Source organism: Streptomyces sp. BBFR2 (assembly GCF_044497305.1).
In the GTDB taxonomy this organism is placed as follows: Bacteria; Actinomycetota; Actinomycetes; order Streptomycetales; family Streptomycetaceae; genus Streptomyces.
This window is the reverse complement of the sequence record NZ_CP172415.1, coordinates 6,720,111-6,745,955: the sequence shown is the minus strand read 5'-3', so window position 1 is coordinate 6,745,955 and position 25,845 is coordinate 6,720,111. Positions and strand designations below refer to the sequence as shown.

Here is a 25,845-nt window from a genome sequence, read left to right as displayed (position 1 = left end):
GTGGCCCTCCCCCGAGGCCGCCGGTACGGGCGGGGCCGGCCCCCACGGCGGAAAGGCGCCCCTGGAGTCATCTCCCGTCTCCGTGCGAGGCGGGCGGTGTCCCGAAGGCGCCGCTCCCGGTCCGTCATTCCTCGTCCGCGCGGGTCAGTGCGTCGGTGATGAGGCGGGTGGCGAAGGTGCGGTCGTCGGTGATGCGGTTGATGTACTCGGCGAGGAGGAAGGCGGTGGCCTCCAGGGGGTTCATCTCCGCCTCGGTCCAGTAGCCGTACTGTTTGCGCCACAGGTTGGGGCTGAGGTCGAGCGCCGCGGCGACGAGGAGGCCGGACATGGTGGGGATGGCCTCGGGGCGGATGCTCCTGGTCATCATCCGCATCGTCGCCACGAGGTGGGGCACCACGTACTCGATGACGTCCTTGTCGTGTTCCTCGTGGGCTCTGCGCAGCCACTGCATGTACATGTAGATGAGCGTGCAGGCGCCGTCCAGCACCTCATCGGCGCCGTCGGGGCCCATGGAGGCGGCCAACCGGTCGTTCAGGGCGCGCTGTTCGGGATCGTCCTCGTCCGTTCTGTCGTAGATCGACTTGAGCCGGGAGTCGATCATCAGAAGCGCCGTACCCACGTCGCCGACCGGAGCGTGTTCGGGGCCGCAGAGCGAAGACACAGATTTCCTCCCCCGCCGCGCGTGGACAGCGCAGCGTAATTTCACAGTAACCGGCTGACACCATCCCTCCGGCGCCGATCCGGGGGACGCCTGGGGCCGCGCACGGCACAAGCCCAGAAACGGGACGAAACCGTTCCGACACAGCTCCGGTTACCGCTACGTCCGTTCGGGAGCCGGGGGCCGTCGGCGGGCCGGGCGGGTGGACGGGAGGGGCCGGTGCGGGGCGCCGGGGCCGGCCGCGCGGCAGCGGCCGAGGGCGGGCGGGTGCTCCGCCGGGGCGGAGGCGCGCCCCTCGCCTACCGGCCGGTTCGGCTGCTTCTACCATGACCACCAGGCATTTTCCGTCGGCAGGAAGGCAGTTGTGATGACCGAGGGCTTTTCCGGCGTGGATCAGTCGAAGCCGAGCATCGCCCGGGTCTACGACTATCTGCTGGGCGGCAAGGACAACTACGTCGTCGACCGTGCCGTAGGAGATACGTTCAAGCACGACATGCCGGGCTCGGTGGCCATCGCACACGCCAACCGGCAGAACCTGGTGCGGGCCGTGCGGGAGATGGCGCTCGCCGGGATCGACCAGTTCATCGACATGGGCAGCGGGCTGCCGACCGCGGACAACGTCCATCAGGTCGCGCAGCGGCACCGCCCCGGCGCGCGGGTGGTCTACGTCGACAACGATCCGATCGTCCTGGCCCACGGCCGGGCGCTGCTGGAGGACAACCCGCACACCCGGGTTCTCCAGGCGGACGTCCGCGATCCGCAAAGCGTCCGGGAGCACCCGGACACGGTGGAGCTGATCGACTTCGGCCGGCCGGTGGCGGTGGTGCTCAGCGCGATCCTGCACCACATCAACGATGACGAGGACCCGCGCTCCCTCGTCCGTTACTGGCAGGAGCAGGTGCCGTCGGGCAGTTACTTCTTCGTCTCGCACTTCCGCAGCGGCGGCAATCCGCAGACCACGGAGGCGGAGGCGGTGCTCCAGTCGACGTTCGGGCGGGGCCGGTGGCGCACCGACGAGGAGATCCGCGCGCTCTTCGGTGACCTGGAGATCCTGGAGCCGGGGATCGTGCCCAGTTCGCTGTGGCGTCCGAAGGCGGCGCCGGACCCGCTCCACGCCGGGGCGGCGGAGGCCGGGCTGACGGTCTGGGAGCAGCTCATCGTCGGGGGGCTGGCGCGGAAGGTGTGAGGCGGGGCGGGCGCCGCCGGGCCCGGGGTGGCTTCCCGGGGCCGGGCGGGGCCGTCCGGGGTGAGGTCAGGCCGATTCGAGGTCCGGCGTGAGCGGGTCGGGGCCGAGGACGTCCTCGCCGTAGAGGGCGTGCAGCCAGTTGGTCCGGTAGATGGTGTCCAGATAGCGTTCGCCCAGGTCAGGGGCTATTGCCACGGCGGTGAGGCGGGGGTTGCCGTGGTGGGTGAGCCAGGTGGTGGCGCCGCTGACGACGGTGCCGGTGGAGCCGCCGAAGAGGAAGCCGCGGCGGGCCAGGCGGTGGCAGGTGCGGACGGTGTCGGTCTCCTCGACGTGGATCACCTCGTCCACGTAGTCCTCGTCGAGGAGGGCGGGGCGGACGCCGGCGCCCAGGCCGGGGATCATGCGGCGGCCGGGTTCGCCGCCGAAGGTGACCGAACCGGCGCTGTCCACGGCGACGATCTGCACCGCCGGGTGGCGTTCGCGGAAGTAGCGGGCGCAGCCCATCAGGGTGCCGGTGGTGCCGGCGCCGACGAACAGGACGTCCAGGCGCGGGAAGTGGTGGGCGATGCCGGGTGCGGTGGTGCGGTAGTGGGCCTTCCAGTTGTGGGCGTTGGTGTACTGGTTGAGCCAGACGTACCGGTCGTCGGCGGCGCACAACGCCGTGACGTGGGCCAGCCGTGCGCCGAGCAGGCCGCCGTCGGCCGCGGGTTCCGCGATGATGTGGACGCGGCCGCCCATCGCCTCGATGAACCGGCGGACCGAGAGGTTGCAGCGGGCGTCGGTCACGCAGAGGAATCCGTAGCCCTTGCCGGCGGCGATGATGCCGAGGGCGGCGCCGAGGTTGCCGGAGGAGGATTCGACGAGGACGGAGCCGGGTTTGAGGGTGCCGTCGCGTTCGGCCGCCTCGACCATCGCGGCGGCGGCCTTGAGTTTGATGGAGCCGGCGAAGTTGAAGCCCTCGCATTTGAGGAAGAGGGGGTGGCGCACGATCGGCCGCAGGTCGACGTAGAGGTCCTCGGCGTTGAACTCCGCGGGCCCAGTGATGATCGTCATGCCGCTGCCCTCCTCGGCCGCGGCGCTGCGGGCCGGTCAGCCATGGCGGCGGAGTTCGTGGAAGAAGTCGTCGACACGGTGGAGTTCGCCGGCGCGGGCCACCTCGTCGTAGACGTACCGGCCGACCGCGAGGTCGAGGACGCCCAGGCCGAAGGGGGAGAAGATCACGGTGCGGTCGGCGGGGACGGTGACCCGGCCGGCGATGACGTCGTCGAGGGTGCCGGTGAGGAAGCCGCGGTTGCCGGTGAGCTGTTCGGCCAGGTGGGGGGAGGTTTCCGCCTTGAGGCAGTGGTCGATGTCGTCGACGACGTTGGCGGCGGTGAGGAGGATTTCGGGGGCGAGGTCGCGCAGCGAGATGTGCAGGACCAGCGGGTGGTGGGCGAACCACGCCGCGTCGTCGACGTGCGGCTTTCCGGCGACGGTGGCGAAGACGACGAGATCGCTGGTGCGGATGAGGTCCTCGGCGGCGGGGTGGACGGTGACCGGGCCGGCGCCGGACTGTTCCAGGTAGAGGCGGAATCCGGCCGCGCTGTCGGCGGAGAGGTCGTGGACACCGGTGTGGTCGAACTCCCAGCCGGTCTCCGCGAGGAAGGTGTGGATGTAGCGGGCGATCAGTCCGGTGCCGAAGAAGCCGATGCGGCGGGGGCGGGGGCGGCCGCGGCTGAGCCGGTCGGCGGCGAGCGCGGCCGACGCCGCCGTCCTGGTGGCGCTGATGATGGAACTCTCCAGGCAGGCGAACGGATAACCGGTGACGTGGTCGTTGAGGATCAGCACCGCGGAGGCGCGGGGGATGCCGGCGCCGACGTTGGCGGGGAAGCTGGAGATCCACTTCATCCCGTCGACCGGCGCACCGCCGCCGAGCGAGGCGGGCAGCGCGATGATGCGGGACGTGGGACGGTCGGGGAACTTCAGGAAATACGAGGGCGGGTTGACCGAGTGGCCGTCGCCGTGCAGGCGGTAGGTGGCTTCGACGAGGCCGACGATCTCGGGTGCCCGGCCGGTCAGGGCGCGCTGGACCTGGCTGCCGGGGATCACCGCGAACGACGGTGCGGGGGCGGTGGGACGGTCGGTGAGCGGGTTGACGGTCATACGGCGGTCACCTCGATGGTGGGCGAGCAGTCGGTCAGGGACACCCGGTCGGCCAGGGCGACCAGGATTTCGCGGGGGCCGTGGAAGGGTTCCCGGCCGTGTGCGGTGCGGATGTTGTCGACGAGCAGCAGGTCTCCGGAGCGCCACGCGGTGTGGCGGGTGTGGGCGCGGTAGACGTCGTTGAGCAGCTCGACGGTCCCGGGTTCGAGCGGGTCGCCGTTGCCGTAGCGGGTGTTGAACGGCAGTCCGTCGGGGCCGTAGCTGTCGATGAGGTATTCCCGGATGCCGGGGTCGAGCGTCCATTCGTTGAGGAAGGCGATCTGGTTGAACCAGCAGCGGCGGCCGGTGACCGGGTGCCGGACGACGGCGCTGCGGCGCTGACGGGTGGTCAGGGTGCCGTCGGGCTGCCAGCGGTGGGCGATGGCGTGGGTGTGGCAGTGGCGGGCGACGGCGGCGCGGTCGTCGGTGCCGAAGGCTTCGGTCACGGAGGCGCCGATCTCGCCGTTGTAGGTGCGGGTGAGCAGCCAGCCCTGGCGGGTGAAGCGCCGGACCAGCCGGCGGGGCAGTGCGTCGAGGACGGCGCCCGCGTCGGCCACCGTCGTCGCCCCGCCGTCGTCGGGCGCGGTGAGGCAGGCGAAGAGCAGCAGGCCGGGGAACTCGGTGGTGTAGCTGAGTTCGTGGTGGGCGCACATCTGCTGGTTGGGGGGCCACGGGGTGGTGGTGTACGTGCCGGTGCCGCGGGGTGAGCGGGGGGCGAAGCTCTCGGTCTCGGCCATCAGGTCGTCGGCGAGGGCGGTGAGGACGGCGGTGGTGGTGGCGGCGTCGCGCAGGCCGAGGCCGCGGACGAGGAGGGCGCCGTGGTCGGTGACGAGGGCGCGCAGGGCGGCGCGGTGCCGGGCCGCCCAGTGCGCCGGGTCGCCGCCGGGCTCGACGGTCAGGAGCGGTGGGCGGCCGGACGGCAGGAGGGGGGCGGGCAGGGGCGGTGAGGGGGGCGATGCCATGGGACCTCTTCCGTGTTTCGTGTTTTCGTGGGTCCTACGGGTGGTGTGGGTCCGGTGGATGCGTGGTGTCCGTGGACGGTTTGATTCCGCGGAGGATCCGTGGTTTCCCGGGCGGGGTGTGGGGGCCCGGCGGCGCGGGTCCGCGGTGCGGGTACCGGCCCGGCCGGAGTTGTCGCTTCTGCGGGCGGGGCCGTCGTGCGGTCGGCGCCGGGATCGGCGTGCGGTCGTGGCGGGGCCGGTCGCGGTCGCCCGGCTGGGTAGCCCTCCCCCCGCCGGGCACGCGGGAGACGCCGCGTCACCGCAGGTCAGGGGCGCGTTCGTCGTCGAGGAGGGTGGCCAGGTCGGCGAGGACGGGGCGGTGGATGACGTCCTTGAGGGAGACGGCCCGGTCGAGGGCGATCACGAGTCTCACCGCTGTGAGTGAGGTGCCGCCGCCGTCGAAGAAGTGGTCATGGCGGCCGACGGTGTCCTCGGGGACGCCCAGGGCCGTGGCCCAGGCGCGGGCCAGTCGCCGTTCGGCGGGGGTGTGCGGGGGACGGTGCCGTTCCGCCCCGGAGGCGGGGCGGTCGGCGAGTGCGGCCAGGGTCCGCTTGTCGGTCTTGCCGTTGGCGGTGAGCGGCAGCCGGGCGTGCCAGTGGAAGGCGGTCGGCACCATGTACGCGGGCAGTGACCGGCTCAGCCGGGTGCGCAGGGTGCCGGGGTCCAGGGGGCGCGGGCCGCTGTAGAAGGCGACGAGGTGGTGGCCGTCGCCGCTCACCACGACCGCGCCGTCGTGGACGCCGTCCACCCGCAGCAGCGCGTTCTCGATCTCGCCGATCTCGATGCGGAAGCCGCGGATCTTGACCTGGGCGTCGCGGCGGCCGAGGAACTCCAGCTTCCCGCCCGGCAACCACCGGCCGATGTCGCCGCCCTGGTAGAGGCGTTCGCCGGGGCGGTGCGGGTCGTCGCCGAAGGCGAGGCGGGTGCGTTCGGGGTCGTTGACGTAGCCGCGGCCGACGCAGACGCCGGAGAAGACGATCTGGCCGGGGGCGCCGAGCGGGACCGGCTCCAGGTGCTCGTCGGTGACGTAGACGCGGGCGTTGGGGACGCAGCGGCCGAGCGGGACGCGGTCGCCGTCGGGGGCGCGGTCCATCACCTCGTGGTTGGTGTCGTCGGAGGTCTCGGTCAGTCCGTAGGCGTTGACGAGGCGGACGCCGGGGTGGGCGGCGAACCAGCGTTGGACCAGGCCCTTCTTGAGCGCTTCGCCGGTGGCCGAGACACAGCGCAGGTCCGGGAGGAGGCGGGGGGTGCGTTCCAGGTGGGTGAGGACGGCTTCGAGGTAGGAGGGGACGACCTGGAGGACGGTGACGCGGGCGGTGGCGAGGGTGTCGACGAAGCGGGCCACGTCGAGGATCACCGGCTGTTCGACGAGGTGGGTGCGGCCGCCGGTGAGGAGGGCGGCGACCAGTTGCCACAGGGAGATGTCGAAGCACTGGGGCGCGGTCTGCGCGACGACGGCGCCCTCGGCGATGCCCAGGTCGGCGATCTTGGCGTAGAGGTGGTTGAGGAAGCCGGCGTGTTCGCACAGCGCGCCCTTGGGTTCGCCGGTGGAGCCGCTGGTGAAGTAGAGGTAGGCGAGCTGGCCGGCGGCGACCCGTACGCCGGGGTCGTGGGTGGGGTGGCCGGCGGCGAGGGCGGTGTCGATGCCGAGGGCGCAAAGGTCGGGCAGGAGGGCGCGGGCCCGGTCGAAGGTGGTGGTGGCGCCGGGTTCGGTCAGGGCGAGGCGGCAGCCGGCGCGGGTGAGCATGGCGGCGATGCGGTCGGGCGGGAAGTGCGGTTCGACGGGGAGGTAGACGCCGCCCGCCTTGAACACGGCGAGGACGGCGGCCATCCAGTCGAGGGTGCGTTCGGTGACGACGGCGACGACGGCTTCGCGGGTCAGGCCCTGGGCCAGGAGGGCGTGGGCGAGGCGGTTGGCGCGGGCGTTGAGTTCCCGGTAGGTGAGGTGGCGGTCGCCGCAGGTGGCGGCGACGGTGTCCGGGTGGGCGCGGGCGCGTTCCTCGAAGAGTTCGTGGAAGCGGCGGTCGGGCAGCGGGCGGTGGGGCCCGGCCAATTCGTCGAGCTGGAAGCGGCGTTCGGCTTCGGAGAGCAGGCTGACGCGGCCGTACGGGGCGTCGGGGTCGGCGGCGAAGTGGGTGAGGGCGGTGCGGTGGTAGCCGGCGATCCGGGCGGCGCTCTCCGCGTCCAGCGCGTCGGTGCGGTGGCGGGTCCGCAGCCGGGCGCCGGTGCCGTGGCGGAGCACCGAGAGCCGCAGCACGCTGGTGCCGAGCGGGTCGCCGCCGTGGCCGTACGGATCGAGTTCGGCCTCGAACAGGACGGTGTCCAGGCCGAGTCGGGCGGCGAGGCGGGGTACCGAGCAGTGGCGGTGGGCGGCGGTGTCGGTGAGGGCGCGGGCGGCTTCCTGGGCCAGTTCGCGCCAGGTGACGGGGGTGGCGGAGAGGCGGCAGGGCAGGGCGGGGCCGGGGGCGGCGGTGGTGCAGCCGGTGGTGACCTCGCGTTCCCCGGAGAGGGCGGCGAGCACCCGGGTGTGCGCGGCGAGCCAGATCGCCTCCCGGGGGACGCCGTGTTCGCCGCCCCAGCGGTCGAGCTGTGCCATGAGGTCGTCGGGGAGCGTCAGGTCGTGGGTGGCGATGCCGGGGACGGGTTCGGGGGCCCATCGGGGGACGGCGGTGAAGCCCGCGCCGGTGAGGACGGTGCGCCAGTACTCCTGGTCGGTGCCGGTCGGTCGCGTCATGGGGTTCCCTTCCTGCCGTGCGGTGCGGGCACGGCGAAGCCGCGGGGCGTACGGGGGGGGTGGGCCGACGGCGGGTCAGCGCGGGGCGGGTGCGGGGGCGGTGGCGCCGGGGTCGCGGGGGCGGGGCGGTGGCGGGGGCGACGGGTGGCGGTCGGGGTCCGCGGGGGCTGCCGGGTTGCCCGCCCAGTGGGCGTGCGCGGGGACGTCCTCGCCCTTCATCAGGAAGGAGTCGGCGCCGAGCACCGCGCCGGTCCCCATCGTCACGCCGTAGTGGACGAGGGCGCCGACGCCGAGGGTGCAGCCGGCGGCGAGGACGGTGTGGTCACACTTGTAGGTGCCGTCCTCCTGGGAGTGGCACTGGATCTTGCTGCCGGCGTTCAGGGTGCAGTCGTCGCCGATGGCGGTGAGGGTCCGTTCGGTGAGGATGCAGCCGTCGTCGAAGATCCGGCGGCCGGTCCGGACGCCGAGCAGCCGCCACAGCAGGCTTTTGAACGGGGTGCCGTTGAGCGCGTTGAAGTGGGTCTCGGGCACCTTCCACAGGCGTTCTTGGTGCCAGAAGTTCCGGTCGTAGATGGAGCTGACCTCGGGGCGCAGCGGGCGGAAGCGGGTCAGGCACCGCTCGACGAGCGCGTAGTAGAGGGCGGTGTACGCCATGGCGGCGACCAGGAACACCGACTCCAGCAGGGTGCCGGTCAGGTCGTCGCCGCCGGTGGTGACCAGGGCCAGCAGGAGGAGGCCGTGGAAGTGGGCCCAGCGGATGAGGAGGAACAGGGCGATGGTGCGGAGGTTGTAGCGGTTCTTCGCGGCGAGGCGGTCGCGGAAGGTGTCGCCGGTGCGCAGATGGTCGAAGCGGGCGTCGCGTTCGACGGTGCGGGGGATCTCGAAGCTGGGTGAGCCCAGGAGTCCGACGCCGGTGCGGATCTCGCCGTCGAGCGGGACCATCGCCTTGGTCGCCAGGAGGCAGTTGTCGCCGGTGCGGCCGCCCGCGGGGTAGGCGATGTAGTTGCCGAGGAAGTTGCGGCGGCCGATCGCGGTGCGGGTGAGGCGGAAGGACGAGCCGGAGTACTCGGCGTTCATGAGGGAGAGGCCGTCGGCGATCATCGTGCCGCTGCCGACGGAGCTGAGGAACGGCGAGTCGTGCTGGACGAAGCAGCCGAAGTTGGAGCCGGTCTGTTCGACGCGGGACAGGTCGTACCCCAGTCCTCGCAGGTAGGGGACGATGTAGCTGCTGTCGCCGAAGAGCTGGATGAAGAATTTGACGTTGGTCAGGCGGACGAGGGCGCGGTGGGTGCCGTAGCGCAGGCCGTACAGCGGATGGACGGTGCCGGGGGTGATCGCGCGGCGCAGCAGGCGCGGGACGGTGAGGAGCACGGCCAGGCCCAGGGTGACGGCGCCGAAGAAGAGCGCTCCGGAGAGCAGCAGGGCGTTGAGGTGGAAGACGGCGGAGGCCGGCGGTTGTTCGTCGAGGTCGCCGTGGCCGCCGATGACCGGTAGCCCGGTCCACAGCAGGGAGAGCAGCGAGAGGGTCAGCGGGATGCCGACGAGCAGGGTCCTGGCGAGGTCCGCGGCGCCGAAGGCGGCCCGGCGCAGGGTGCCGCAGGGCCTGGGCGCGACGCGGACGTAGTTGACGTCGGTGGGACGGGCCGGGGAGCCGTGCCAGCGCTGTCCGGCGGGGACGGTGTCGCCGCGGCGGAGGGTGGAGGTGTGGCCGAGTTGGGCGCCGTCGCCCATCGCGGTGTCGATGTCCAGGACGGTGCGTTCGCCGACGAAGGTGTCCCGGCCGAGGGTGACGGGTCCGGTGCGGATGCGTCCGGCGTGGGCCCGGTAGCAGAGGAAGAAGGAGTCCTTGCGGATCACCGAGCCGGCGCCGATGGTGAGCAGGTCGGTGCAGACGGGGAGGGAGCGGGAGAGGATCGTGACGTGGCGTCCGATCTTCGCGCCGAGCGCCCGCAGGTAGAGCGTGTGCAGCGGGCTGCCGACGAAGAGCAGTACGGGGTTGGCGTGCACCAGGACCTTGACGGTCCAAAAGCGCAGATAGGTGGTGCCCCAGACGGGGAACTCGCGGGCCGTCCAGCGCCCGATGAGCAGCCATTTGACCAGGACGGGGAAGGCGCTCAGGCCGGTGAACTCGGCGGCGCCGAAGGCGACCGCCCGGCCGTAGCGGGCCAGGGGTGACGGGGCGTCGGCGACCCAGGTGTAGCCGTGGGTGGTGGCGGAGGCGATGAGCCAGGAGTAGCCGAGGAAGAAGGCCAGTTGGGCCGCGCCGCAGGCGACATAGCGTGCGGTGGGGTGGGCCGGCGGTGGGGCGGCGGGTTCCTCGGGCGGGGCCGGGGGGCCGGTTTCGGCGGGGGCGTCAGGGGCGGTGCCGGCGCGGGCCGCGGCGAGGGCGGCGACGGTCGGGTGCCGGTAGATGTCCTTCATCGAGACGGCGGGCAGTTCGCCGCGTTTTCTGACGCGGGCGCAGAAGTGGGCCATGACCAGGGAGTCGGCGCCGAGGTCGGCGAAGAAGTGGCTGTCGGCGGGCACCCGTTCGGTGTGCAGGAGCTCGGCGAGGATGGCGGCGTACACCGTCTCCAGCAGGGCTACGGCGGCGGGCCCGTCGCCGGGGGGCGGGGGCGGCCCGGTGGTGGCCGTCGGGGCGGTGGTGTCCGTGGTGGCCGTCGGGGCGGTCGCCGGGGTGGTGGTGGCCGGGTGGCCGGGGGTGGTTCCGGCCGGTTCTTCTCTCCCCACGTGAACTCCTTGAACGCGTCGTGCCCGCAGGCGCGGACGGGGTGCGGTGGCGGGCGGGCCGGAGGGCGGTGGTCACGGCGGCGTTCCGGGGGGTGGTGTGCTCCGGTGGCGCGCGGGTCACCGCCCGGCTCCGGGGCCGGGCGGGGCGCCGGTCCGTGCGCCCCGGGGGCTCACCGGTGTGCGCCGGGGCCCGGAGATCCGGGTGACCGGCGCCGTTCGCGCGCCGCTCGTTCTTCCTTCCGCACAGCTCCCCCTTTTCCCGTCCCCACCGATGGGATCGTTGAAGAACGTAGAACTCTCCCTCTCCCCCGAACCAGCCGTGTGCAGGCCACAAAGGAAACCGGTCCGCGACGCACGGCGAGGAATCAGCATTCCGTATCGGAATATCCGCCGCCGGGTCCCGCGCATTTCTCCGGAGGGCGTTCGCCACCTGCGGGTCTCCCGGCTCTCCACAGGGCGGCACGATCGGGGCGCACACCTTCACGATCCCTGCACGCAAAGCATGTAAATGCTATTTATCGGGCACCCCGGGAGGGGATAAAGAGGGCAATTGCGGCAACGCGCCGAGGGGGTCGCACTCGGCGGCGGGCCCGACGGCGCATCCGGCTGGCGTGAACCGAGCGGCGCATCGCGGGGCGGGGATAAAGAATTACCCTGACTCCGGTAATGGCGCGCCGCAGCCCGCCGAATGCGCCCCGGAGAGCGCTCCGAGAATATTCTTATATTCTTCTCCGGGAATTCTTCGCGGCCGTATCACTCGACACTCCGCGCCCCGCGCCCACCGGAACGCACTCCCTTTTCCCGGGCCCCGGAAAGGCCGCCGGACCACGCCAGGACCGCCCGCGCCGCGGCAGGCGGCACGCGGGCACCGCCGCGAGGCGCGCCACCGCGCGCGTACGGCGCGGCGGGTGCGGCCGCCACGCCTCTACCGTGGGCGGCACCGCGCCCGCGGCCACGCGGGCGCGGCGGCACGACCGCGAGAGAAGAGGCAGAGATGACTGATCATCAGGCCACGGACGACGGACGGACACCGGACGGGACACCGATCCCGGACGACGAACTCGCATGGCTGGACGCGACGGCACAGGCCGACCTGGTCCGCCGCGGCGTGCTGTCGCCGACGGAGCTGGTCGAGGCGGCGATCGCCCGGATCGAACGGCTCGACGGCAAGCTCAACGCGGTGATCACCCCGCTCTTCGAGAAGGCGCGCGCCGCGGCGGGCTCGGCCGCGCTGCCGGACGGCCCGTTCCGCGGTGTCCCCATGCTGCTGAAGGACACCCTGGGCCACTCCGCAGGCGACCCCGTGCACAGCGGGATGCGCGCGCTGCGCGACCGCGACTGGCGCGCCACCGAGGACTCGACGCTGACCACGCGGTTCCGGTCCGCCGGCTTCGTCATCTGCGGCCGGACCAACGTCCCGGAGCTGGCCACCAGCGTGACGACGGAGCCGCTGGCGCACGGCCCGACCCGTAATCCGTGGGACCTGACCCGCTCCCCCGGCGGTTCGAGCGGCGGTTCGGCGGCGGCGGTCGCCTCGGGCATGGTTCCCGTGGCGCACGGCAACGACATGGCCGGGTCGATCCGGATACCCGCGGGCGCCTGCGGACTCGTCGGGCTCAAGCCCACCCGTGGCCGCACCTCGCTGGGGCCGCGGTTCGGCGAGTTCTGGGGGCCGGTGACGCATGAGCACGTCCTGACCCGGTCGGTCCGCGACTGCGCGGCGGTGCTGGACGCCACCGCGGGCGCGGCGCCCGGCGACCCGTACACCGCCCCGCCCCCGCTCCGGCCCTTCCGCGAGGAGGTCGGCGCCGACCCGGGCGCGCTGCGCGTCGGCTTCCGTACGGCGACGCCGGGCGGCGGCGGACCGGCGCACGCGGACTGCGTGGCGGCGGTCGAACACACCGCGCGGCTGCTCGGCACGCTGGGCCACCGCGTCGCCCCCACCGCAGCGCCCGCCCTGGACGCCCCGGCCCTCTTCGAGACGCTGCCGACCGTGTTCGCCGCCGTCCTCGCCTGGGAGCTGGAGCAGTGGTCGCGGCGGCTCGGCGAACAGCTCACCCCCGGCGACCTGGAGCCGATGAACGCGGCGCTCGCGGAGGCGGGCGGCGCGGTCACGGCGGCGCAGTGGCTCTCCGGTGTGCAGACGTGGCAGGAGTGGTCGCGCGAGGCCGCCGCCCTGTGGGAGAACGAGGTCGATGTGCTCCTCATGCCGACGTCCGCCAGGCCGCCGCTGCCGCTGGGCGAACTGGCGCCGACCGCGCGGGAGCCGATGGAGCTGGTGGCGGGCGTCGCCGAGGGCATCGCCTGCACCATGCCGTTCAACCTCACCGGCCAGCCCGCCGTCTCGCTGCCCCTGTACCGCAACGCCGAGGGCCTGCCGATCGGGGTGCAGCTCATCGCGGCCCACGGCCGGGAGGACGTGCTGTTCCGGCTGGCGTCCCAGTTGGAGGAGGCCGCTCCGTGGGCCGGTGACCGCCCGCCGTTCTCCGCCTGACGCGGGTGTCGCGGGGCCGGGGCGGACCGCCCGTGTCCGCTCCGGCCCCGCGGCCGTCACACCGTCAGCTCCATGCCGTCCGCCGGGATCTCCACGCCCGCGCGCCGCACCTCCTCGGCGGCGGCGGAGGACGGGTCCAGGAGCGGGTTGGTGTTGTTGAAGTGGGTGTAGAGGCGGCGCAGGCCCGGATGGCGGGCGAGGCGGGCGAGGGTGCCGCCGGGGCCGCCGGCCGGCAGATGGCCCATCAGGGACTGCCCCGCGTCCGGGGAGCGGACCGCCTGCCCCAACTCCTCGGCGCTGAAGAACGTCCCGTCGATGAAGGCGCAGGTCACCGACGCGAGAAGGGCGTCGAACCCGTCGGGCCAGGTCGCGAGGCAAGGCGCGTGGAGCAGGGCGCCGCCGGTCGCCGGGTCCTCGATCCGCAGGGCGCTCACCCAGGGGAGCCCGGGGGCGGGCGCCGCGACGTACTTGGGCGCCTTCGTACCGACCGGGTGAAAGGTGACGGTGAGGCCGCCGGAGAGCGGGAAGGCGGCGGAGGCGGCGCACCCCGTGGCCCCCGCCCCGGGTACGGTCGCGGCGCCGGTGTCCTGCCACCGCCAGGGCGCGTAACGGTCCAGCAGGCCCCGCAGCGGCAGTGCCGTGGTGAGCGCCTCGTGGACGGGCGACGCGGCGTACACCGTCAGATCCGCCCCGCCGCGCAGCACCGCCAGCCCGAGGGTGTGGTCGACCTCCGCATCGGTCAGCAGCACGCCGCGCACCGGGGTGTCGCGCGGCCCCGGCCCCGCGGCCAGTACGGACGCCGCCTCCCACTGCACCCGGATGTCCGGTGAGGCGTTCAGCAGCCACCAGTCGCGGCCGTCGCCGCTGACGGCCACGGAGTCGTGGAACCGCGGCGGCAACTCCCCGCGGCGGCACCGGGCGCACAGCGCGCATCCGCAGTTCCACTGCGGGAACCCGCCGCCCGCGGCGGTCCCGAGCACCTTCACCCTCATCGACGCCCTCCCCATCTCACAGCACGCACCGCGCGCCGCCCCGCGGACGCGGGGCCCTTGCCGATCGCCGGGGAACCTCCCCACGAACGGAGCGGACGAACACGCCCGCGCACCCGGGAAGCCGACGCGGGCGGCGGAGCGGCGCGCCCCGCGGGTAGGGTCGCCCGGTGCCCGAGCTGATGCGGCTGCACCGCAGCCATGCCCCGGCGGTCCTCGCGTTCGAGCGGGCGAACCGCGCCTACTTCGCCGCCGCGGTCACCGACCGCGGCGACGCCTACTTCGACCACTTCACCGACCGGTTCGACGCCCTGATCGCCGAACAGGAGGCGAGCGTCTGCGTCTTCCACGTCCTCGTCGCCGAAAACGGTGCGGTGCTCGGCCGGTTCAACCTGATGGATCTCGCCGACGGCACCGCGACGCTCGGCTACCGGGTCGCGGAACACGTCGCCGGGCGCGGTGTGGCGACCGCGACCGTCCGCGCACTGTGCCTGCTCGCGGCGGAACGGTACGGGCTGCGCACCCTGAGGGCGGCCGCCGCCCACGCGAACGCCGCGTCCCGGCGGGTGCTGCTCAAGGCCGGTTTCCACCCGGCCGGCCCGGCGGACCCGGCCGACATCGGCGGGGAGCCGGGCGCCTGGTACCGGCGCGACCTGCTCCCCCGCTGACGGCGGGGCCCGGCCGGTGACGAGGGGGAGCGAACGGCCCGGCCCGCCTCGGGAGTCCGCACACCGGCCCGGCCTGCGAACGCCCCGGGGCCCGGCCCCCGGCGGCCGGCCGCTACCCGGCCACGCCCCGGTGCCGCACCGCCGACCCCGACCGGTCCTTGACGACCTCCAACTGTGCCGGGATACGGCCCTTGAGATCCGCGACATGGCTGACGATGCCCACGCTGCGGTCGCGTTCGCGCAGCCCGTCGAGGACGTCCAGCACCTCGTCCAGGCTCTGTTCGTCGAGGCTGCCGAAGCCCTCGTCGATGAAGAGGGTGTCCAGGCGGGTGCCGCCCGCCTCGTCCGTCACCACATCGGCCAGGCCCAGCGCCAGGGCGAGCGAGGCGTAGAACGTCTCCCCGCCCGACAGGCTCGATGTGTCCCGCTCCCGGCCCGTCCACGCGTCGATCACCCGCAGCCCCAGACCGGAGCGGCGCACCCCGGCGCTGCGCGCGTCCGAGTGCACCAGGGTGTAGCGGCCGCCCGACATCCGCCGCAACCGCTCCCCCGCCACCACCGCGACCTGCTCCAGGCGGGCGGCGAGCACGTACGACTCCAGCCGCATCCGGCGGACGTTCTCGCCGGAGGTGCCCGCCACGAGCGAGGCGATGCCGCCCACCACGCCGAACTCAGCGTACAGCGGGGCGAGCGCGCGGGCCTCGGTCGCCGCCCGCTGCGAGAGCCGGTCCAGCGCCGCGCAGCGTTCCGCGGCGCCGGTCCGGGCGGCGGCGGCCGCGCGCAGCCGCCGTGCGGCCACCTCCACGGCGCGGTACGCGTCCGCCGCGTCCACCTCCGCGTCCGTCTCGACGGCGGCGGCCGCCGCCTCGGCCCCGGCCAGCTCCGCCGCCACGGCCGCGGCTTCCGCCTCCCGGTGCCGGACCCGTTCGGCCAGCTCCCGCCGGGCCGGCTCCGCCAGCTGCGCGGCCCGCGCCGCGGCCGCGTCCGGGAAACCGGCCGCCGCGACGGCCGTGGCCAGCGCCTCCTCGGCCTCCCCCAGCCGCCGCTCCGCCGTGCGGGCGGCGCCCGCCGCCTCCACGACGGCGGCCAGGGCCGCCGCGCGCCGCTCACCGCGCGCGGCCCGCTCCGCCACGCTCGCGCACTCCCCGCGGGCGAGCGCCACCTCCTCGCGCAGCGCCGCCCGCTCCGCCTCCAGCGCCTCGCGCCGGGAGAGGCGGGCCGCGATCCGGCGCTCGGCGTCCTGCCGTGCCGTGCGCCGCCGCTCCGCCTCCCGCTCGGCGGCCGCCAGCGCCTCGCGCGCGGGCCGCACCCCGGCCGCCACCGCGCGCACCTCGGCGTACTCGGCGGCCAACTCCTCGGCGTGGGCGGCGCGCTCGGCCGCCGGGGCCTCCCCGGCGGCGGTGGTGGCGGCGGAGAGTTCACCGGCCGCCTCCCGCACCCGGCCCTCCGCCGTGCGGTACGCCTCCTCGCGCTCGCGGTACGCGGTGAGCGCGGCCTCCTCCTCGGCCCGGCCGACGTGTCCCTCCCCCGGGCGGGCGGGGTCCGGGTGCCGCGTCGCGCCGCACACGGCGCACGGGGCGCCGTCGCTCAGCGCGGCGGCCAGTTCGGCGGCGACGCCCCGCAGCCGGGCGTCCTTCAGCTCCAGCCAGCGTTCGTGCGCCGCCGCGGAGTCTTCCCGCGCGGTCAGCGCCAGGGCCCGCAGCCGCGTCAGCCGGGCCGTCAGCTCGTCGCGGTGGCGGGCGGCCGCCGCGCGCTCACGGGCCGTGGCCACCGCCGCCTCCAGCGCCTCCGCGCGGCCCACGGCCTCCTGGGCCCGCTCCACCCGCTCCTGGAGGGCCCGGCGCCGCGTCTCCCAGCCGCCGAGCCAGTCGGCGCACTCCGCGACGGTGTCCTCGTCGGCGGCGCCCGCCCGCTCGGCCGCCTCCCGCTCGGCGGTCAGCGCGGCGACGCGCTCCTCCGCGCGGCGGGCCGCGGCCAGGGTGCCGAGCTGGGCGCGCTCGGTGTGTTCCCGTGCGGCGAGTTCCTCCGGTGCGGCCCCGGCGAGGGGGGCGGGCAGCGCGGCGCGGCGGGAGCGCTCCGTGGCGGCGGCGTCCTCGGCCTCCCGCCGGGCCGTCGCGCACCACGCCAGCACCGGGGCCACCTCGGCGGCCCGGCCGGCCGCCGCCAGCCGCTCCCGGTCGCGGCCGTCCTCATCCGCCGTCGCGGCCAGCCGGGCGGCGCGCTCCCGGGCCGCGTCACGGCGGCGCCGTACCCGGTCGCGTTCCTGCGCCTCCTCCCACACCGCGGTGGCCGCCCGCTCCGCCGCCTCGGCGGACCGTTCGGCGCAGCCGGCCACGGTCAGCCGCTCCCGCGCCGCGGCCCGCGCCACCGCGAGCCGGACGAGGACGGACGCGGCGAACCCGGGCTCGCCGACGCCGGGGGCGCCCGCGGCCGTCTCCGGTGCGGTCCGGCGGGCCGTGGTGCCCGGTTTCCGGGCGGCCGGGACGGTGCCGGACGGCAGCGGGGGCAGCGCCGCCAGGTCCGGGCAGTCGCCGGCCGCCTCCGCTGCGCGGTGTGCGAGCGCCAGCAGCCGTTCGTCGCCGCCGCGGACCCGTTCGGCCGCGGTCTTCCGCCGGAGGGTGAGCCGGTCCTCGACGGCGGCGAAGCGGCGGGTGTCGAAGAGGCGGCCCAGCAGCCGCGCCCGGGACTCCGCGTCGGCCCGCAGGAACCGCGCGAAGTCGCCCTGCGGCAACAGCACCACCTGGCAGAACTGCTCCTTGTTCAGGCCGAGCAGCCCGCCGATCTCCTCGCCGATCTCCTGGTGCGAGCGGCTGAGCGCCTTCCACCGGCCGCCCTCGCCGGGCCCGGGCACGTACTCCCGCAGCCGGCTCTGCGCCTTCTCCCGCGTCGTGCCCGTACCGCGCTTCTTCGGGCGGAGCTGTTCGGGCAGCCGGGTCAGCTCCAACCGGCGTCCGGCGACGGTCAGTTCGAGAACCACCTCGGTCGGAACCGAGGGGTCGGCGAGATCGCTGCGCAGCGCCTGCCCCGCCTGCCGGGCGCCGGGGACGGAGCCGTACAGCGCGAAGCACACGGCGTCCAGGACGGACGTCTTGCCCGCGCCGGTGGGGCCGTGCAGCAGGAACAGGCCGTCGCGCGAGAGCCGGTCGAAGTCGACGGTCTGCGCCCCGCCGAACGGTCCGAACGCGGTCACCGTCAACCGGTGCAGCCTCACGGCGCCACCTCTTCCGCCGCCTCGGCCAGCCGTACCTCTTCGAACGCCTCGCGCAGCACCGCCCGCTCCTCGTCGTCCGCCGCCCGGCCGCCGCGCACATGGGCCACGAAGTCCTCGGCGACCTCCTGGTCCCCGCGGCCCCGCAGCCGCTGCGCGTACGAGGCGAACGCGTCCGCCGGGCGCTCGTCGGGGTCGAAGTCGAGGGCGAGGATGTGCCCGAACCGCTCCGTCAGGCGGGCCATCGGCTCCGCCGGGCGCACCGGATCGGTGAGCGTCGCCTCCACCCAGTGCTCCGTGTGGCGCTCCAGCGCCGGATCCTCCAGCAGCGTCTCCAGACGGCCGCGCAGCCGGGCCAGCGGGCGCGGTACGGGCGCGTCGATCCGCTCCGCCGTGACCGCGCCGTCCGCGCCGAGGTCGATCAGCCAGGACGATTTGCGGTGCGTCGCCTCGGAGAAGGAGTACGCGAGCGGGGAGCCGGAGTAGCGGACCCGGTCGGTCAGCGCCTGGCAGCCGTGCAGATGGCCCAGTGCGACGTAGTCGACGCCGTCGAAGACCGCGGCGGGCACCGACGCCACGCCGCCGACGGTGAGGTCCCGCTCGCTGTCGCTGACCTCGCCGCCGGTGACGAAGGCGTGTGCCAGGACGACGGAGCGGGTGCCGGCGGGCCGGGCGGCGAGGTCGGCGCGGACCCGGTCCATCGCGGCGCCCAGCACCTCCGTGTGGGCCGCGCGCCCGGCGCCGAGGCGGTCGCGGACGAGGGCCGGTTCGAGGTAGGGCAGGCCGTAGAAGGCGACCGGGCCGTCGGCGTCGTCGAGCAGGACCGGCTCACCGCAGCGCTCGGGGTCGGTGCGCAGGTGGACGCCGCCGCGCTCCATCAGTCCGGCGCCGACGCCGAGACGGCGGGCGGAGTCGTGGTTGCCGGAGATCATGATCGTGGGGACGCCGAGCGCGGCGAGGCGGTGCAGCGCGGTGTCGAACAGCTCGACGGCGGCGAGCGGCGGCACCGCCCGGTCGTAGATGTCACCGGCGACGAGGACGGCGTCGACGTCCCGGGCGGTGACGGTCTCGACGAGATGGTCGAGGTAGACGCGCTGGGCGGGGAGCAGGCTCACGCGGTGGAAGGAGCGCCCCAGGTGCCAGTCGGAGGTGTGCAGCAGTCTCACCACGCCGCTCCCGCCCGCATCGTCACTCCCTCACCGGCCGCCCCGAGGCGGCCTCGCCGGTCCGCTGTCACCCGGCCATCCTCCCAGGCGCGCGCGGTGCGCCCGGCCGCCCGGGGCGTGCCGTCCGTCTCACGCCTCGCCGTACGCCTCGCCGCCCAGCTCCAGGACGGCGCTCCCGGCGGTGGTGTCCGCCAGCCACGCGCCGAACGCCTCGACCTCCGCCTCGGGCAGGCCGATCCCGATGCGGACCTCGGCGCCGTAGATGACCTCGCGCACCGCGCGGCCGGTGGCCCGCAGATCGTTCTCCAGTTTTCCGGCCCGCTGGTGGTCGACGGTGACGGTGGCGAGGCGGTAGCGGCGGCGGACGACCGTGCCGAGGGTGTCGAGGGCCTCGCCTACGGCGCCGCCGTAGGCGCGGATCAGGCCGCCGGCGCCGAGCTTGACACCGCCGAAGTAGCGGGTGACGACGGCGACGACGTACCGCATCTCGCGGCGCAGCAGCATCTGGAGCATCGGGACGCCGGCGGTGCCGCCCGGTTCGCCGTCGTCGCTGGCCTTCTGGACGCCGCCGTCGGCACCGAGGACGTACGCGTAGCAGTGGTGACGGGCGGTGGGGTGCTCCTTGCGGACGGCCGCGATGAAGTCCTGCGCCTCGGCCTCGGTCGCGACGGGCGCGAGGGCGCAGAGGAAACGGGACTTGTTGATCTCGATCTCGTGCACCCCGGCGTGGGCGAGGGTCCGGTACTGCTCCTGCATCGCCCCAGCCTATGCGGCGGTCCGGCGGGCGAGGCCACCGGCTGTCGCACGGGGGTACGGGCACGGTGTCCGCCGTCCGGGGGCCCGGGGCGCGTCCAGGCGGCGTATCCGGGCGGGTGTTGCGGTGCGTCGGGCGGACGCGGGCGCCGCCCGTGGGCACTGTGACCGGGGCGACGGCCTCGTGCGCGGGGCCCGCTCGCGCACCCAGGAACCGTACGGCGGGTCGGCGGAGGCTTCATGGACGACAACACACACACGACGCTGGCGGCGGGCGCGCCCGTGACGGGCGAGGCGATGCCCGAGCCGCCGCCGGAGGTGGTCGAGGCGGCCCGCGAGGCGCCGGATCACTGGCTGGCCATGGTGGACCTGACGTGGACGGGCGAGGGCCCGCCGCCGCTGTGGGCGGTGATCGGCCAGTGGCGCTCGGGGCCGGACGGCGAGATCGAGGACTGGCGGGACAACCCGGAGTACCGGCCGTCCCCGCAGATGCTGGACTGGGCGGAGCCGACGGACCCGGTCGACCAGGCGGTACAACTGGCGGCGACGGGGTACGGGCCGGTGCCGGAGGTGGCGCGGGCACTGGCGGCGGCCGAGGTGTCGTTCCTGGTGACGGCGGCGGGCGCCCCGCTGCCCGCGGCGTCGCCGGAGGGCACGCCGGTGGTGCCCGTCTACACCTCGGAGGACCATCTGGAGCCGGTGGGCCGGGTGCTCGTCGACCGGCGCCCGGTGGCGGACCTGCTGGAGCTGCTGCCCGCCGGGCACGCGCTGTACGTCAATCCGACGGGCGCGGTGAGCATGCTGGTGGAGCCGGACACGGTACGGGCGGCGCTCGCGGAGCACACGCCGGGCCGGGTCACGGTGGAGATCGGACGGCCCGGTACGGGCGCGGGCGGCGCGGAGCCGGTGCGGGACGGTGAGGCGGGTGAGCGCGGCGGTCTGCCGAAACCGGCGCGGACCGCCGCCGTCGCGGCGTCCATGGCGAGCAGCGGGGCCCGCGGCGGCACCGTCTGACGGCCCGCCTCCCACGAACCCGCCCCGCCCGTCTTCCCCTTCGGGCGGGGCGTCCCGCTCCCGTGCGGGAATCGCGGACGCCCGGCGGGTGTTGCCGGTACGGAACCCGCCGTCCGGGCGCGGTTCCCGTACGCACGGACGGAAGACGGGGAGGCGGCGCATGTACGGCGATCCTGCGGTGATCCGCAGCATGCTGACGGAGCTGGGCGACACCTGGGCGGTGGTGGGCCTGTCGGAGAACAGGTCGCGGGCGGCGTACGGCGTCGCCGCGGCGCTCCAGCAGTTCGGCAAGCGGATCGTGCCGGTGCATCCACGGGCGGAGACGGTCCACGGCGAGCGGGGTTATCCGTCGCTGTCGGCGATCCCGTTCCCGGTCGATGTGGTGGACGTGTTCGTGGCCTCCGAACGGGCCGGCGCGGTCGCGGACGAGGCGGTGGCCATCGGCGCGAAGGGCGTGTGGTTCCAGCTCGGCGTCGTGGACGAGGCGGCGTGGGAGCGGGTCCGCGGCCACGGGGTCGCGATGGTGATGAACCGCTGCCCGGCGATCGAGATACCGCACCTGGGCTGAGGGCGCGGGGTCCGGTGGCGGCGCCGTACCCGTGGGGCGGTAGCGTCCGGGCATGAGTACACCGCGTGTCGCCGTGCCCGGGGACGCCGCCGAGTTGGTGCGGCTGCGCCGGTCGATGTTCGCCGCGATGACCGGGCGGGACGCGCCCGGTCCCTGGGAGCGCGATGCGCGGGCCATGGCCCGGCGCCGGTTGGCCGACTCCCCCGAGGCGTTCGTCGCGTACGTCGTCGACGGCGTGTGCGGGGCGCAGGCGCCGCATCTGGCGGCGTGCGCGGTCGGCACGGTCGAGGAGCGGCTTCCGGCGCCCGGGCATCCCACGGGCCGGTTCGGCTTCGTCTTCAGCGTCTGCACGGACGAGCGGTACCGGGGGCGCGGTTACGCGCGGGCGGTGACGGAGGCGTTGCTGGGCCGGTTCGCGGAGCTGGGCGTCAGCCGGGTCGATCTGCACGCCACCGACGCCGCCGAGCCCCTTTATCGCAGCCTGGGGTTCGCGGCGCACTCCACGGCGCTCTCGGTGGATCTGCGGTCGTGGCGGTCCGGCGGCTGAGCCGGATCAGGCGGTCGCCAGTCCTTCGAGGACGGTGGCGTGCGGGAGTTCGGCCAGCGCCTTGCCGGGGACGATGAGCTTGCCCCGGCGGCTGCCGCTGCCGATCAGCGCGTACGGCGTATCGGCGACGGCGGCGTCGACGAGCAGCGGCCAGTCGGCGGGCAGCCCGACGGGGGTGATCCCGCCGTACTCCATCCCGCTGTCGCCGACGGCGGTGCCCATGGGGGCGAACGACGCCTTACGGGCACCGAGTTGGCGGCGTACGGCGCCGTTGACGTCGACGCGGGTGTGGGAGAGCACCAGGCAGGCGGCGAGGGTGGTGGCCCCGCCGCGCTTCGCGGCGACGACCACGCAGTTCGCGGACTGCTCCAGCAGCCACTCGCCGTGGTGGGCGACGAGAACGGCGGTGTCGGCGATGGCCGGGTCGGTGTCGACGTAGCGGATCTCCTCCACCGGCACCGAGCCGTTCCAGCTCCGCAGGGCGGCGGCGACGGGCGCGGCGAGCAGGTCCAGGCATGCGACGGCGGGCCGGACATCACTGAAAGCATCCATGGGCACGGGCATGGCGCCAAGCTAACAGCCGCCGGCCCGCACCTGACGGCACGTCTCAGCGCGCGGGCGGTGGCCCGGTTCACCCCGCGCCGGGCCGGGCGTCCGGTGTGAGCGGCGGGCGCGGGACACCGGAGCCGGGGCCCACCGGTACGGGGGCACGTGGCGGATGCCAGGGCGAAGGCCCTCGGTGAGTGCAGTTCAGCCCACCGGGGTGGCACACGCGGCGGACCCCGGGCGCCGCGCGGGGGCGCGCCGCGTGCGGTCACCCGGTGGGGCCGGGCCGGCCGTCCGGTGCGTCCCCGTCCTCCGGGGCGGACGCGGGCTCCAGGGCGGAGAGCGCCACCAGTTGTTCGGGGGTGACGCCCTCGGGGACCGGTACCGGCGCGGGGGTGCGCAGCGGCGGCTGCCAGCCGGTCCCGGCCTCCCAGCGGCGGACGACGCGGGCGGGAGCGCCGGCGACAACGGCGTGGTCGGGGACCTCGCCGCGGACCACCGCGCCCGCCGCGACGACCGCGTTCCGGCCGAGCCGGGCGCCGGGCAGGATGACCGCGCCGGTCCCGATCCAGCTTCCCGGCCCGATGCTGACCGGGGCGCTGCGGGGCCACTGTTTGCCGACGGGCACCTCGGGGTCGTCGTAGCTGTGGTTGGTGGTGGTGAGGTAGACGCCCGGGCCGAAGAAGCAGTCGTCGCCGATGGTGAGGGGGACGTCGGCGATGACATGGCTGCCACGTCCGAGGACGACGCCGTTGCCGAGGGTGAGGATCGGGTCGGGCCCCAGGTCGAGGTCGGGCATCATCCCGGCGGTCAGGGTGACGTCCTGGGCGATGATGCAGTGCTCGCCCAGGGCTATCCAGGGGTCGCCGAAGACGGTGCCCTGCGGGAAGGCGAGGCGGGTGCCGGTGCCGATGGCGCGGAAGCGGTACGGGCCGGGGCGCTCGGCGGTGACCGCTCCCGCCCGGCTCACCCAGCGGGTGCCGCGGTGCAGCGCGCGCGAGGCGGCCCGGCGCCGCCAGGCGGCGAGGGAGGAGAACACGTTCTTGTTCGACACCACTCGCACACCGTACTCAGCGCGCCGGGCCCCCGGCCGGGCCCGCCCCTGTGATCTTCGCCCCAGCCCGCCGCCGTACGCCCCGCGGTCCGGGCCGTACCGCTCAGCCGCTGAACGAAGCGGCGTGGGTGGCCGCGAGGTCCTGGTAGACGGCGGCGTTCAGCTTGATACCCGCGCGTTCCTCGTCCGTCAGCTCCCGCTTGACCTTGGCGGGGACGCCTGCGACCAGCGAGCCGGGCGGGACGACCATGCCCTGGGGGACGAGCGCCTGTGCGGCGATCAGCGAACCGGCGCCGATGTACGCGCCGTTGAGGACGGTGGCGCCCATGCCGACAAGGACGTCGTCCTCGATGGTGCAGCCGTGCAGGACGGCGTTGTGGCCGACCGAGACGCCGCTGCCGACGGTCACCGGGAAGCCGGGGTCGACATGGACGGTGCAGTTGTCCTGGATATTGCTCCCGGCGCCGACGGTGATCGGGCCGCAGTCGGCGCGCAGCACGGTCTGGTACCAGACGCTCGCCCGCTCGGCGAGCGTCACCTCGCCGAGCACGACCGAGGTCGGGGCGGTGAACGCCGCCGGGTCGACGACCGGTGCGGTGGTGCCCACGGCCGCGATGAGTGCGCCCTGCGCCATTGCTGTTCTCCTTCGTCCGTGCGGATCGCGCCGGGTGCACAGTAGGCGACGGGTCCGGCGGTCCGTCAGGCGGCTTCCCAGGCCGCCCCGATCATCCGGAAGATCTCGTCCACCGCGGCCTGCGGATCGGCCGCCTCGCGCGCCACCGCGTAGGCGTCGATGACGAACCGCGCGAGCGCCCGGCAGGCCGTCGCGGTCAGGGCCAGGTCCGGATCGGCGGCGAGGGCGTCGGCCAGCGATTCCGCGTGGCGCAGCCGCATCGACTCCTCGTACTCCCGCAGGGCCGGTGAGGCGGCGATCATGCGCCACACCGGGGCGGCGCCGTCCGCGGTGCAGTGGCGTACCAGCTCGTGGACCTCGCGGCGCAGTGCGGGCAGTGGCGAGCCGTGCGGCGCGCGACCGGAGACCGCGCCGGTCAGGCGCCGCTCGAAGCCCTGGTCCTGCTCGAAGACCAGGGCCTCTTTCGAGGCGAAGTGGGAGAAGAGCGTGGTGACGGCGACGTCGGCCTCGGCGGCCACCTCGCGGATACCCACCGCGTCGTATCCGCGCTCCAGGAAGAGGCGGAGGGCGGCGTCGGCGATCTTCTGCCGGGTGGCGGCCTTCTTGCGTTCGCGGCGTCCGGACGGCTCGTTCATGCGGTGACGCTACCAAATGCGAATCCGTAACCGTTCCAAAACACTAACGGTTAGTGTTATGTTCGGTCGCATGAAGAGAGTGAGTTTTGCCGAGTTCGGCGGGCCGGACGTGCTGCGCCTCGAAGACGCCGAGGAGCCCCACGCGGGCCCCGGCCGGATACGTATCGCCGTGCGGGCGGCGGGGGTGAACCCCGTCGACTGGCGGCTCCGTGAGGGCCAGTCCCTCAAGGCCCATCCCGTCGCGCTGCCCTCCGGGGTCGGGCTGGACGCCGCCGGGGTGGTGGACGAGGTCGGCGCGGGCGTCACCGGGGTCGCGGTCGGCGACCGGGTGTTCGGCGAAGGGGAGAACACCTACGCCGAGTACGCCGTACTGACGGCCTGGGCCCGGATGCCCGAGGAGCTGACGTTCGAGGAGGCGGCCGGGTATCCGTCCGTGATGGAGACGGCGCTGCGGCTGCTCCGCGAGGTCGGGGTGGCCCCCGGGCAGACGCTGCTGGTCAGCGGCGCGGCCGGCGGCGTCGGCTCGGCGGTGCTGCAGATCGCCCGTGACCGCGGGATCGCGGTGATCGGCACCGCCGGGGCCGCGAACCAGGACTACCTGCGCCGCCTGGGCGCCCTCGCCACGACGTACGGCGAGGGCTGGGCCGGGCGGGTGCGGCAGCTCGGCCGGGTCGACGCGGCGCTCGATCTGGCCGGGGCGGGCGTGCTCCGCGAGCTGATCGAGCTGACCGGGGACCCGCAAAAGGTGCTCACCATCGCGGATCTGGACGCACCGCGGTTCGGCGTCCGGTTCTCCGGTACGGCCGGGAGCGTGCCGGACGCGCTCGCCGAGACCGTCGCCCTGCTCGCGCGGGGCGCGCTGCACATCCCGGTCGAGAAGGCGTACCCGCTCGCCGAGGCCGCGGCGGCGCACATCGACAGCCGGGCCGGTCACACACGGGGGCGGCGGGTCATCGTCGTCTGAGCGGTGCGGGGCGGCGTCCACGGGAAAGCGGACCCGCTCCGGAGCGGCCGCCGCCCTCACCCACGGTGACGCGGCCCGCACCCCCGGCATGCGATCAAGGGCGGTGGCGGGCAGG

Annotated in this window: 21 protein-coding genes; 7 read left to right on the top strand and 14 right to left on the bottom strand. The window is 74.8% G+C overall.

What is annotated here, in order from left to right; all coding sequences use genetic code 11:
- Positions 1-124: 124 nt before the first annotated feature.
- The gene (locus ACGH2B_RS27875) at positions 125-661 is read right to left on the bottom strand and encodes a hypothetical protein (protein ID WP_399095655.1); all 537 of its coding nucleotides are present in this window, start codon (positions 659-661) and stop codon (positions 125-127) included.
- 364 nt (positions 662-1,025) lie between these two features.
- On the opposite strand from ACGH2B_RS27875, the gene ACGH2B_RS27870 reads away from it, so the two are divergent.
- The gene (locus ACGH2B_RS27870; RefSeq protein WP_399095652.1) at positions 1,026-1,844 is read left to right on the top strand and encodes an SAM-dependent methyltransferase; all 819 of its coding nucleotides are present in this window, start codon (positions 1,026-1,028) and stop codon (positions 1,842-1,844) included.
- 66 nt (positions 1,845-1,910) lie between these two features.
- Here the strand turns inward: ACGH2B_RS27870 and sbnA are convergent, their stop codons facing one another.
- From sbnA to ACGH2B_RS27845, 5 genes are all read right to left on the bottom strand, one after another.
- The gene (gene sbnA / locus ACGH2B_RS27865; protein ID WP_399095649.1) at positions 1,911-2,897 is read right to left on the bottom strand and encodes a 2,3-diaminopropionate biosynthesis protein SbnA; all 987 of its coding nucleotides are present in this window, start codon (positions 2,895-2,897) and stop codon (positions 1,911-1,913) included.
- Positions 2,898-2,933: 36 nt separating this feature from the next.
- The gene (gene sbnB, locus ACGH2B_RS27860; protein WP_399095646.1) at positions 2,934-3,986 is read right to left on the bottom strand and encodes a 2,3-diaminopropionate biosynthesis protein SbnB; all 1,053 of its coding nucleotides are present in this window, start codon (positions 3,984-3,986) and stop codon (positions 2,934-2,936) included.
- Positions 3,983-4,987 carry a TauD/TfdA family dioxygenase gene (locus tag ACGH2B_RS27855; protein WP_399095643.1) on the bottom strand — a complete coding sequence of 335 codons (1,005 nt, stop codon included), beginning with the start codon at positions 4,985-4,987 and terminating at the stop codon, positions 3,983-3,985. Before ACGH2B_RS27855 ends, sbnB begins: the two co-directional genes overlap by 4 nt.
- 295 nt (positions 4,988-5,282) lie before the next feature.
- Positions 5,283-7,760: an amino acid adenylation domain-containing protein gene (locus ACGH2B_RS27850; protein WP_399095640.1), complete on the bottom strand. Its 2,478-nt coding sequence runs from the start codon at positions 7,758-7,760 to the stop codon at positions 5,283-5,285.
- 75 nt (positions 7,761-7,835) lie between these two features.
- On the bottom strand, positions 7,836-10,490 hold the full coding sequence (locus ACGH2B_RS27845; protein ID WP_399095637.1) for a Pls/PosA family non-ribosomal peptide synthetase: 2,655 nt from the start codon (positions 10,488-10,490) through the stop codon (positions 7,836-7,838).
- A gap of 994 nt (positions 10,491-11,484) precedes the next feature.
- Between ACGH2B_RS27845 and ACGH2B_RS27840 the strand changes: the two genes are divergently transcribed.
- Positions 11,485-12,984: an amidase gene (locus ACGH2B_RS27840; RefSeq protein WP_399095634.1), complete on the top strand. Its 1,500-nt coding sequence runs from the start codon at positions 11,485-11,487 to the stop codon at positions 12,982-12,984.
- A gap of 56 nt (positions 12,985-13,040) precedes the next feature.
- Here the strand turns inward: ACGH2B_RS27840 and pqqB are convergent, their stop codons facing one another.
- On the bottom strand, positions 13,041-13,976 hold the full coding sequence (gene pqqB, locus ACGH2B_RS27835; RefSeq protein WP_399095631.1) for a pyrroloquinoline quinone biosynthesis protein PqqB: 936 nt from the start codon (positions 13,974-13,976) through the stop codon (positions 13,041-13,043).
- Between the two features lie 167 nt (positions 13,977-14,143).
- Here pqqB and ACGH2B_RS27830 point away from each other — a divergent pair, with 167 nt between their 5' ends.
- A complete protein-coding gene (locus ACGH2B_RS27830) occupies positions 14,144-14,641 on the top strand; it encodes a GNAT family N-acetyltransferase (protein WP_399095628.1) in 498 nt (165 codons plus the stop codon).
- A 112-nt stretch (positions 14,642-14,753) separates the two neighbouring features.
- On the opposite strand, the gene ACGH2B_RS27825 is transcribed toward ACGH2B_RS27830, so the two are convergent.
- From ACGH2B_RS27825 to ACGH2B_RS27815, 3 genes are all read right to left on the bottom strand, one after another.
- Positions 14,754-17,852 (bottom strand): AAA family ATPase, encoded by a 3,099-nt coding sequence (locus tag ACGH2B_RS27825; protein ID WP_399095625.1) that lies wholly within the window; start codon positions 17,850-17,852, stop codon positions 14,754-14,756.
- The gene (locus tag ACGH2B_RS27820) at positions 17,849-19,015 is read right to left on the bottom strand and encodes an exonuclease SbcCD subunit D (protein ID WP_399095622.1); all 1,167 of its coding nucleotides are present in this window, start codon (positions 19,013-19,015) and stop codon (positions 17,849-17,851) included. Before ACGH2B_RS27820 ends, ACGH2B_RS27825 begins: the two co-directional genes overlap by 4 nt.
- A gap of 129 nt (positions 19,016-19,144) precedes the next feature.
- Positions 19,145-19,771, bottom strand: a complete 627-nt coding sequence (locus tag ACGH2B_RS27815; protein WP_399095619.1) for a YigZ family protein — start codon at positions 19,769-19,771, stop codon at positions 19,145-19,147.
- A 237-nt stretch (positions 19,772-20,008) separates the two neighbouring features.
- On the opposite strand from ACGH2B_RS27815, the gene ACGH2B_RS27810 reads away from it, so the two are divergent.
- The 3 genes from ACGH2B_RS27810 to ACGH2B_RS27800 all read left to right on the top strand — a co-directional run bounded on the left by ACGH2B_RS27810 (position 20,009) and on the right by ACGH2B_RS27800 (position 21,897).
- A complete protein-coding gene (locus ACGH2B_RS27810; protein ID WP_399095616.1) occupies positions 20,009-20,782 on the top strand; it encodes a type VII secretion system-associated protein in 774 nt (257 codons plus the stop codon).
- 160 nt (positions 20,783-20,942) lie between these two features.
- Positions 20,943-21,350, top strand: a complete 408-nt coding sequence (locus ACGH2B_RS27805) for a CoA-binding protein (protein ID WP_399095613.1) — start codon at positions 20,943-20,945, stop codon at positions 21,348-21,350.
- A 52-nt stretch (positions 21,351-21,402) separates the two neighbouring features.
- A complete protein-coding gene (locus ACGH2B_RS27800; RefSeq protein ID WP_399095610.1) occupies positions 21,403-21,897 on the top strand; it encodes a GNAT family N-acetyltransferase in 495 nt (164 codons plus the stop codon).
- 6 nt (positions 21,898-21,903) lie between these two features.
- Here the strand turns inward: ACGH2B_RS27800 and ACGH2B_RS27795 are convergent, their stop codons facing one another.
- The 4 genes from ACGH2B_RS27795 to ACGH2B_RS27780 all read right to left on the bottom strand — a co-directional run bounded on the left by ACGH2B_RS27795 (position 21,904) and on the right by ACGH2B_RS27780 (position 24,766).
- Positions 21,904-22,449: a YbaK/EbsC family protein gene (locus ACGH2B_RS27795; protein ID WP_399095607.1), complete on the bottom strand. Its 546-nt coding sequence runs from the start codon at positions 22,447-22,449 to the stop codon at positions 21,904-21,906.
- 262 nt (positions 22,450-22,711) lie between these two features.
- The gene (locus ACGH2B_RS27790) at positions 22,712-23,506 is read right to left on the bottom strand and encodes an acyltransferase (RefSeq protein WP_399095604.1); all 795 of its coding nucleotides are present in this window, start codon (positions 23,504-23,506) and stop codon (positions 22,712-22,714) included.
- Between the two features lie 94 nt (positions 23,507-23,600).
- Complete coding sequence (locus tag ACGH2B_RS27785) at positions 23,601-24,131, bottom strand: gamma carbonic anhydrase family protein (protein ID WP_399095601.1); 531 nt, start codon at positions 24,129-24,131, stop codon at positions 23,601-23,603.
- Between the two features lie 65 nt (positions 24,132-24,196).
- Positions 24,197-24,766 carry a TetR/AcrR family transcriptional regulator gene (locus ACGH2B_RS27780; protein ID WP_399095598.1) on the bottom strand — a complete coding sequence of 190 codons (570 nt, stop codon included), beginning with the start codon at positions 24,764-24,766 and terminating at the stop codon, positions 24,197-24,199.
- A gap of 70 nt (positions 24,767-24,836) precedes the next feature.
- Between ACGH2B_RS27780 and ACGH2B_RS27775 the strand changes: the two genes are divergently transcribed.
- On the top strand, positions 24,837-25,730 hold the full coding sequence (locus ACGH2B_RS27775) for an NADP-dependent oxidoreductase (protein WP_399095595.1): 894 nt from the start codon (positions 24,837-24,839) through the stop codon (positions 25,728-25,730).
- Positions 25,731-25,845: the final 115 nt, after the last annotated feature.

Coding starts and splice junctions, on each gene's coding strand:
- ACGH2B_RS27795 (WP_399095607.1), bottom strand. CDS start 22,449: ATGGATGCTTTCAGTGATGTCCGGCCCGCCGTCGCATGCCTGGACCTG.
- sbnA (WP_399095649.1), bottom strand. CDS start 2,897: ATGACGATCATCACTGGGCCCGCGGAGTTCAACGCCGAGGACCTCTAC.
- pqqB (WP_399095631.1), bottom strand. CDS start 13,976: ATGAGGGTGAAGGTGCTCGGGACCGCCGCGGGCGGCGGGTTCCCGCAG.
- ACGH2B_RS27840 (WP_399095634.1), top strand. CDS start 11,485: ATGACTGATCATCAGGCCACGGACGACGGACGGACACCGGACGGGACA.
- sbnB (WP_399095646.1), bottom strand. CDS start 3,986: ATGACCGTCAACCCGCTCACCGACCGTCCCACCGCCCCCGCACCGTCG.
- ACGH2B_RS27810 (WP_399095616.1), top strand. CDS start 20,009: ATGGACGACAACACACACACGACGCTGGCGGCGGGCGCGCCCGTGACG.
- ACGH2B_RS27870 (WP_399095652.1), top strand. CDS start 1,026: ATGACCGAGGGCTTTTCCGGCGTGGATCAGTCGAAGCCGAGCATCGCC.
- ACGH2B_RS27780 (WP_399095598.1), bottom strand. CDS start 24,766: ATGAACGAGCCGTCCGGACGCCGCGAACGCAAGAAGGCCGCCACCCGG.
- ACGH2B_RS27800 (WP_399095610.1), top strand. CDS start 21,403: ATGAGTACACCGCGTGTCGCCGTGCCCGGGGACGCCGCCGAGTTGGTG.
- ACGH2B_RS27785 (WP_399095601.1), bottom strand. CDS start 24,131: ATGGCGCAGGGCGCACTCATCGCGGCCGTGGGCACCACCGCACCGGTC.
- ACGH2B_RS27805 (WP_399095613.1), top strand. CDS start 20,943: ATGTACGGCGATCCTGCGGTGATCCGCAGCATGCTGACGGAGCTGGGC.
- ACGH2B_RS27775 (WP_399095595.1), top strand. CDS start 24,837: ATGAAGAGAGTGAGTTTTGCCGAGTTCGGCGGGCCGGACGTGCTGCGC.
- ACGH2B_RS27815 (WP_399095619.1), bottom strand. CDS start 19,771: ATGCAGGAGCAGTACCGGACCCTCGCCCACGCCGGGGTGCACGAGATC.
- ACGH2B_RS27850 (WP_399095640.1), bottom strand. CDS start 7,760: ATGACGCGACCGACCGGCACCGACCAGGAGTACTGGCGCACCGTCCTC.
- ACGH2B_RS27855 (WP_399095643.1), bottom strand. CDS start 4,987: ATGGCATCGCCCCCCTCACCGCCCCTGCCCGCCCCCCTCCTGCCGTCC.